The organism is Massilia sp. AB1, from assembly GCF_018119385.1.
Lineage (GTDB): Bacteria > Pseudomonadota > Gammaproteobacteria > Burkholderiales > Burkholderiaceae_D > Telluria.
Genome location: NZ_JAGKSG010000088.1, coordinates 1 through 7,138 on the forward strand (window position 1 = coordinate 1; position 7,138 = coordinate 7,138).

A 7,138-nucleotide genomic window follows, 5' to 3' on the forward strand; every position below is an offset into this window, starting at 1 on the left:
CTTTTGGCGCCTAGCTGCGGCGCCAGGCCATCCAGCGTTCCTTGCCGGCGAAGACGGGAATCGAGTCCTGCACTGCCCTGTCCTCGATGCACTCGAAGTGCGAGGCCAGGAGTTCCTCGAGCCGCTCGCGGGCGATCCCGAAAGGCGGCCCCTTGGGCTTCTCGTCGAAGTAAAAGAAACCCGCCAGCAGCGCCCCTGGCGCCAGAAGCTCCGCCCAGCGCGCCGCGATGCGCGGCCACATGGCGGGCGGCATCGCGCACAGGAAGGCGCATTCGTAGACCATGTCCAGCGGCCGCTCGGGTTCCCAGGCGAAAAAATCCGCTTCCAGCACCCGTTCGGCCCACTGTCCCGCCACCCGCTTCGCGCGGGCCACGGCCTCGGGCGAGAAATCGATGGCGGTGGCCATCCAGCCCCGCTCCATCAGCCAGGCCAGTTCATAGCCGCTGCCGCAGCCGGGGATCAGGACCGTCAGCGGCTGTGCGCAGCCGGCGACGAAGCGCCGCATCTCGGCAGGAACAGAACCCCGGTCCCAGGGCGTGAAGCCGCGCGCGAAGCGCTCGTCCCAGAACCCGGGCTGGAGCGGATCGCGGTTGGAAAAGTCAGGCGCCATGCACCTGCAGCAGGTAGAAGCCGAGCGCCACGATGCCGGATCCGCCCAGCAGGAAGGCCAGCACGCCCAGCAGACGGTTGGTGCGGCGCTGCTGCATCACCAGCATCGCAAGCAGGTCGGACTGGGCGACGTTCGGACCGGCCAGGTGCGGATGGGTCTCGCGCGCCAGGGCCTGGTGCAGCAGGCGCGGGAACTGCGGGAAGATGTGGGCGTAGCGCGGCGCTTCGGCGCGCAGGCGCTCCACGAAGCCCTGCCAGCCGACCTGTTCGGACATCCAGCGCTCCAGGTAGGGCTTGGCGGTTTTCCACAGGTCCAGGTCAGGGTCGAGCTGGCGCCCCAGGCCTTCGATGTTGAGCAGGGTCTTCTGCAGCAACACCAGCTGCGGCTGGACCTCGACGTTGAAGCGGCGCGAAGTCTGGAACAGGCGCAGCAGGATCTGGCCGAAGGAGATGTCCTTCAGCGGCCGGTCGAAGATCGGCTCGCAGCAGGCGCGCACGGCGGACTCCAGTTCGTCGACGCGGGTGGCCGGCGGCGCCCAACCGGATTCGATGTGGGCTTCGGCCACGCGCTTGTAGTCGCGGCGGAAGAAGGCCAGGAAGTTCTGCGACAGGTAGTCCTTGTCGAAGTCGTTCAGGGTGCCGACGATGCCGAAGTCGAGCGCGATGTAGCGGCCGAAGGTCTCCTTCTCGATCGAGACCAGGATGTTCCCCGGGTGCATATCGGCATGGAAGAAGCCGTCGCGGAACACCTGGGTGAAGAAGATCTCCACGCCGTCGCTCGACAGTTTTTTCAGGTCCACGCCCTCGGCCGCCAGGCGGTCGATCTGCGACACCGGGATGCCGCGCATGCGCTCCATCACGATCACGCTGCTGGAGCAATAGTCCCAGTACATCTCGGGCACCATCAAGAGGGTCGAGTTGGCGAAGTTGCGGCGCAGCTGGGCCGCGTTGGCCGCTTCGCGCATCAGGTCCAGCTCGTCGTGCAGGTATTTGTCGAATTCGCCCACGACTTCGCGCGGCTTGAGGCGGCGCGCCTCGCCCCACACGCGCTCGATCAGGCTGGCGGCCATGTGCATCAGGGCGATGTCTTCGTCGATCAGCTTCTTCATGCCCGGACGCAGCACCTTGACCGCGACGTCCTTGCCGTTCTTGAGGCGCGCGAAGTGCACCTGGGCGATCGAGGCCGAGGCCACCGGCTCGCGCTCGAAATGGGCGAACAGCTGGTCCGGATGGGCGCCGAGCGAACGCGTGATCTGGGCGATGGCCAGGTTGGAATCGAAAGGCGGCACCCGGTCCTGCAGCAAGGCCAGCTCGTCGGCGATATCCTGGGGCATCAGGTCGCGCCGGGTCGACAGCACCTGGCCGAACTTCACGAAGATGGGGCCGAGCTCCTCCAGCGCCTGGCGCAAACGGATCGCGCGCGGCGAGGTGATGCGGCGCCAGAAGAAGAAGGTGCTCATCAGGCGCGCGGTGCGCGGCGCGTTGATGCTGGTGACGGCGATCTCGTCGAGGCCGTATTTGGTGAATACAGCGAGGATGCGCAGCAGGCGCAGGAATTTCAATATCATCGGCGGTCCGAAGTCAGGTCCGTAATTACGCGCGGCGCGCTGGCGCTCTCGTGGTGCGCCAGCCGCTGTTCGAGTCGGGCAATGCGCTTGGCGGTGCGTTCGACGTCGTCGCGCAGGCGCACCACCTCGGCGGCGAATTCCTCGCGCATGGCCGGGCGCACCAGCACCGGTCGCTCTTCCGCCAGGAATTCGGCGAGGTTCTCGGCCAGGCGGCGGCCGGCGCCGCTGGCCAGCTGGACGGCCTGGCGCGCGCCAGACGCCACGCGGTGGGCGCCCAGCGGCCCGATCACCCGCTCCAGGTCGTGCTCGGCATCCCAGCGCAGGCCGTTGGCCAGTTGCGAGATCGTGTTCGCGAATTCCGCATCGCCTTCGATCTTCACATAGGACAGCGCGCGCGAGCGGTCCTGGGCGATGAGCGGCAGGTCGGTCAGCTTGACGCGGATGGTCACCCCGGCAGGCCCCTCGCCGCGGCTCGCTTCCAGCATGCCGTCGGCCGCCACGAGCATGCGCAGCTGCAGGTGGCCGGTGTCAATACAGGCTTCCTTGCCGGCATGGCGCGCCAGCGCCGCGCGCGCCCAGGCCTCCTGGGCCAGCAGGTGGTTGATCGCGGCCAGCGCGGGCATGGCCAGCGCCTGTTGGGGGGAACTCGGGAACATAAAAAAGTGCTCTAAATAAAAAAAACCGCCCGGGGAAAGCGGGCGGTCTCGATCTTACCAGTTTGCCGGGATCGTACCCGGCAGCACGGGAGCTTTACTGAAAATAATTACGCTACCTGCTGGATACCTGCCAGCACCCAGCCGCCCGTGCCCGCCAGCGGCTTGGACAGGTTCCACACCTCGACCAGCGGTTCGGCCGGCGCGTTCGGCGCGGTGCGGATCATGGCGTTGAACTGCACGCTCGCCAGGTAATCGTTGCCGCTGGTCTCGATACCCAGCAGCTGGGCGTCGACGGAGACCACGTCGGTGTAGTCGGCCACGCCATTGCGTTCCTGGATCTGCATCTTCAGCTCGGCGAACACTTCCGGCGAGGTGAATTCGCGCAGGTCGTTGGTGTCGCCGCGGTCCCATGCCGCCTGCAGGCGGATGAAGGACGACTTGGCCTGGCGCAGGAAGGCTTCCTGGTCGAAGTCGCCCGGCACGCCCCACTGGTTGTGGCTTGCGCCGCCCTTGTCGAGCATCACGCCGCCCTGGTTCTGCTGGCCCTGGAAGGCCGAGGGTTGATAGGCGCCCTGGCGCAGACCCGAGCCGATTTCCGGCGTGGACACCGCCCCGGCTTGCGCAGGCTGGGCCGCGCCGTAGCCGGCATTCGCGAAGGCCGGGTTGGCCGGGGTGTCCTTGCGGCGGAACATGCGCACGATGAACATCACGGCCAGGATCAGCAGGCCGATCATCAGGACCGAGGAGATCACGCTGGCGAGCGCACCGCCGATGCCGAAGTGCGACAGCAGCGCGCCCAGGCCCAGGCCCAGCAGCGCGCCGCCCAGGATGCCCTTCCACATGCTCGGCTTCTTGGCGGCCGCGGCGGCGGCGGCGCCGGTCGCGCCGGCGGCAGCGGCGGGCGCGGCGTTAGGCGCGCGCTGGAAGGCCGGGCTCGGGGCCGGAGCCGGAGCGGGCATCTGGCGCACGGCCTGCGACTGGCGGCCGAAGGAGCGCTTGCCGCCCATCGGGCGCGCGGTGGCTTCCGCGATCATCGACACCGCAGTGACGGCCAACATCATCGTGACCAAGAATTTTTTCATCTCGTTCTTCCTAGAGTTTAATACCAGTGTGCAATGCGGCCACACCCGCCGTCAGGTTGAAATACTGGACCCGCTCCAGTCCCGCATCGAGCATCATCCCTTTCAGGGTTTCCTGGTCGGGGTGCATGCGGATCGACTCCGCCAGATAGCGATAGCTATCGGCGTCGCCGGCGATCTTTTGTCCCAGCCACGGCAGCACCGAGAACGAATACACATCGTAGGGCTTCTGCAGCGGCGCGATCACCTTCGAGAACTCCAGCACCAGCAGCTTGCCGCCCGGCTTCAGCACGCGGCGCATTTCCGCCAGCGCCTGGTCCTTGTGCGTCATGTTGCGCAGGCCGAAGGCCACGCTCACCCGGTCGAAGTAGTTGTCCGGGAAAGGCAGTTTCTCTGCGTCACACAGCAAGGTGGGGGTGACTAGACCTTTATTCAATAGACGGTCGCGGCCGACGCGCAGCATCGATTCGTTGATGTCGGTGAGCCAGACCTCGCCGGTATGGCCGGCCTGCCTGGCGAAGGCCTTAGCCAGGTCGCCCGTGCCGCCGGCGATGTCGAGCACCTTGAAGCCCGGGCGCACGCCGGCCTGGGCGATGGTGAAGGCCTTCCAGATGCGGTGCAGTCCGCCCGACATCAGGTCGTTCATGACGTCGTACTTGGAGGCGACCGAATGGAAAACCTTGGCGACTTCCTGGACCTTCTGGTCCTCGGCCACGGTCTTGTAGCCGAAATGGGTGGATTTGGTCATAGCTGCATGCGGGTTGGTGTTGCCGCATTATACAAGCAGCCGCGTCGTCCCCCGGCTATCGCGCCCTGGCCGGGCGGCCGAGCGGCAGTACCACAATAAGAAAATGCGGTAAAGACTTGATTCTTGTAGGAATTTTTCCGATGCAGATTCCCAACTCGACAACTTTTTGTGCGCCGAAAGGTAGCAGTTTCTGGTTAAATATCCGTTAACAAAACGCGCCGCAAAGCTCCGTGGCATACCACCGGAACTCGTCATGCGAAGCCATGCGAGATCGGCGGACAAGGTCTCCAGCTTGACCATTAATAACCAATAACAATGAGGTTACTGTGCCGGTCAAACGACTCTTATGCATCACCACCGAGGGAATCGCGGGTGTACAAAAGGCTTGCGGAGATTTGCAGGGCTGGGACGTGTGTACGGTCGAGGGCATCCACGCCGCGCACAGGGTGCTGGCACAGCAGCATTATTCGGTCGGACTGCTGCTCGACGGCGACAGCAGTCTCGAACACGACGACACCGAGCGCTTCCTGCAAGAACACCACCGCGTGCGCTGGATAGGGGTGTTCGGTCCCGACCTGTTGCATCGTCCTCAATTGCGCCAGGCCATCGCCACCCACTTGTGCGATTTTCACACCAGTCCGGTCGACAAACTGCGCCTGCAGCATTCGCTCGGGCACGCGCACGGCATGGCGATGCTGACCCGGCCCAGCCCATCATTGGCGCGCACGGACAAGGGACGCCACATCGACGGCCAGTCGGTGGCGATCCAGCGCCTGCGCGCCCACATCGACAAGATTGCCGCAGTCGATGCGCCGGTGCTGATCTCGGGCGAGAGCGGCAGCGGCAAGGAACTGGCGGCGCAGGAAGTCCACGCGCAGTCGCCGCGCGCCGCCGGGCCTTTCATCGCAATCAATTGCGCGGCCATCCCGCCTTCGCTGATCCACTCCGAACTGTTCGGCTACGAGCGCGGCGCCTTCACCGGCGCGGCGAAAGCCAAGCCGGGCCTGCTCGAAGCGGCATCTGGCGGCAGCATCTTCCTGGACGAGATCGGCGACCTGCCGCTCGACCTGCAAGCCAGCCTGCTGCGCTTCCTGCAGGAGCGCACCATCTACCGCGTTGGCAGCACGCGCACGGTGGCGGTCGACGCGCGCGTGATTGCCGCTACCCACGTGGACTTGCCCCAGGCCGTGGCCAAGGGCCGCTTTCGCGAGGACCTGTATTACCGCCTGAGCGTCTTTCCGATCCGGGTGCCCCCGCTGCGCGAGCGCAAGGACGACCTGCCCCTGCTGACCGAGTCCATCTTCAATAAATTTGCCGACGAAAAAAGCCCTCAGCTCAAGGGCATCAGCAAGCAGGCGCTGCGCGCCATGGCCCAGCATGACTGGCCCGGCAACATCCGCGAGTTGATCAACCGCATGCGGCGCGCCATGGTGCTCGCCGAAAAACGCCTGATCATGCCGGAAGACCTCGAGCTGGCGCTCCAGGACAGCGCCATCATCCTGCGAGACGGCCTCGACACCTCGCGCGGCAGTGCCGAGCGCATCGCCATCTCGAACAGCCTGGCCAAATGCGGCAACAACATCACCCAGGCCGCGCGCGACCTCGGCGTGTCTCGCATGACGCTGTACCGGCTGATGGCCAAGCACGCCATCGCCCCCTGAATCCGCCTCGCCCTTCCCCTCTTCATCTCCTACACACTGAAAGCAAGCATCCAGGTGCTGCTTTCGGTGTGTCCCTTGGCTTGCACTCTGCCCTGCGCCCAGGACTTGATACAGTCGGTGACACTTCCCGGTACTTTGTAACAGCCTTGCGACACCCTTTTGCCAAGATGTTGAAACGCCCCATCAATTGAGTCCTACAAACTTGCCAGGCATAAAAATTCACCGATTTATCAAACACTTGCAACTCCCCAGCTGGCTGGCACACAAACTGCTAGTCACCAAAGTGGACCGGTGCATGGAACGCCGGGCATTTCAACTTTCGGTGACACAAGGGGAGTAACAGATGAAGCGCACAATATTGGCGACCGCGATCGCACTGGCATTCAGCGTGGCACATGCACAGGAGGGGAACAACTCTGCTGGTCCTGTCGGCGGGGACAACCTGCAATCTCAAACCCGGATTGAGCGCGATAGTTCCGGCAACATCAACAGGTCCAACCAGAACCGTAGCCAGGGCAGCGCGGAAGCCACCGCCCGGGCTGCAGCGGCTGCCAACAACGGCGGCGAAGCCAACGCAACCACCGCCAATTCCTTCAACACCTCGAACGTCAACGCCAACGCGACCCTCCAGGGCGACGTGAGCAACGACGTCCGCCAGATCGGCAACATGGCCGACAACAACCGCAACGCCGCCGGCGGCGATGGGCGTGCCGCGGAAGGCGGCAATGCCACGGGCGGCAATGCGAACGGCAGCGCCGGCGGCACGAGCGGAGACGCCATGGGCGCGAATGGCCGCGCCGGCGGCGATGGCGGCGCT

General features: G+C 65.2%; 6 protein-coding genes and 1 pseudogene. 2 read left to right on the forward strand and 5 right to left on the reverse strand.

Annotated elements, in window-relative coordinates:
• Positions 1–10 precede the first annotated feature (10 nt).
• The 5 genes from J8847_RS23710 to ubiE all read right to left on the reverse strand — a co-directional run bounded on the left by J8847_RS23710 (position 11) and on the right by ubiE (position 4,660).
• On the reverse strand, positions 11–610 hold the full coding sequence (locus J8847_RS23710; protein ID WP_211527148.1) for a methyltransferase domain-containing protein: 600 nt from the start codon (positions 608–610) through the stop codon (positions 11–13).
• Positions 600–2,177, reverse strand: a complete 1,578-nt coding sequence (ubiB, locus tag J8847_RS23715) for a ubiquinone biosynthesis regulatory protein kinase UbiB (RefSeq protein WP_211527149.1) — start codon at positions 2,175–2,177, stop codon at positions 600–602. The genes J8847_RS23710 and ubiB overlap by 11 nt, the downstream gene beginning before the upstream one ends.
• Positions 2,174–2,833, reverse strand: a complete 660-nt coding sequence (locus tag J8847_RS23720; protein WP_211527150.1) for an SCP2 domain-containing protein — start codon at positions 2,831–2,833, stop codon at positions 2,174–2,176. Before J8847_RS23720 ends, ubiB begins: the two co-directional genes overlap by 4 nt.
• 107 nt (positions 2,834–2,940) lie before the next feature.
• A complete protein-coding gene (locus J8847_RS23725; RefSeq protein WP_211527151.1) occupies positions 2,941–3,915 on the reverse strand; it encodes a Tim44 domain-containing protein in 975 nt (324 codons plus the stop codon).
• Between the two features lie 10 nt (positions 3,916–3,925).
• A complete protein-coding gene (gene ubiE / locus J8847_RS23730; protein ID WP_211527152.1) occupies positions 3,926–4,660 on the reverse strand; it encodes a bifunctional demethylmenaquinone methyltransferase/2-methoxy-6-polyprenyl-1,4-benzoquinol methylase UbiE in 735 nt (244 codons plus the stop codon).
• A gap of 395 nt (positions 4,661–5,055) precedes the next feature.
• Between ubiE and J8847_RS23735 the strand changes: the two genes are divergently transcribed.
• Complete coding sequence (locus J8847_RS23735; RefSeq protein ID WP_229429993.1) at positions 5,056–6,321, forward strand: sigma-54 dependent transcriptional regulator; 1,266 nt, start codon at positions 5,056–5,058, stop codon at positions 6,319–6,321.
• A gap of 343 nt (positions 6,322–6,664) precedes the next feature.
• Positions 6,665–7,138, forward strand: a pseudogene (locus J8847_RS23740) (hypothetical protein); the annotation flags it as partial.

Bases quoted from the DNA above. Each gene is read 5' to 3' on its own strand.
- J8847_RS23710 (WP_211527148.1), bottom strand. From the start codon at position 610: ATGGCGCCTGACTTTTCCAACCGCGATCCGCTCCAGCCCGGGTTCTGG.
- ubiB (WP_211527149.1), bottom strand. From the start codon at position 2,177: ATGATATTGAAATTCCTGCGCCTGCTGCGCATCCTCGCTGTATTCACC.
- J8847_RS23720 (WP_211527150.1), bottom strand. From the start codon at position 2,833: ATGTTCCCGAGTTCCCCCCAACAGGCGCTGGCCATGCCCGCGCTGGCC.
- J8847_RS23725 (WP_211527151.1), bottom strand. From the start codon at position 3,915: ATGAAAAAATTCTTGGTCACGATGATGTTGGCCGTCACTGCGGTGTCG.
- ubiE (WP_211527152.1), bottom strand. From the start codon at position 4,660: ATGACCAAATCCACCCATTTCGGCTACAAGACCGTGGCCGAGGACCAG.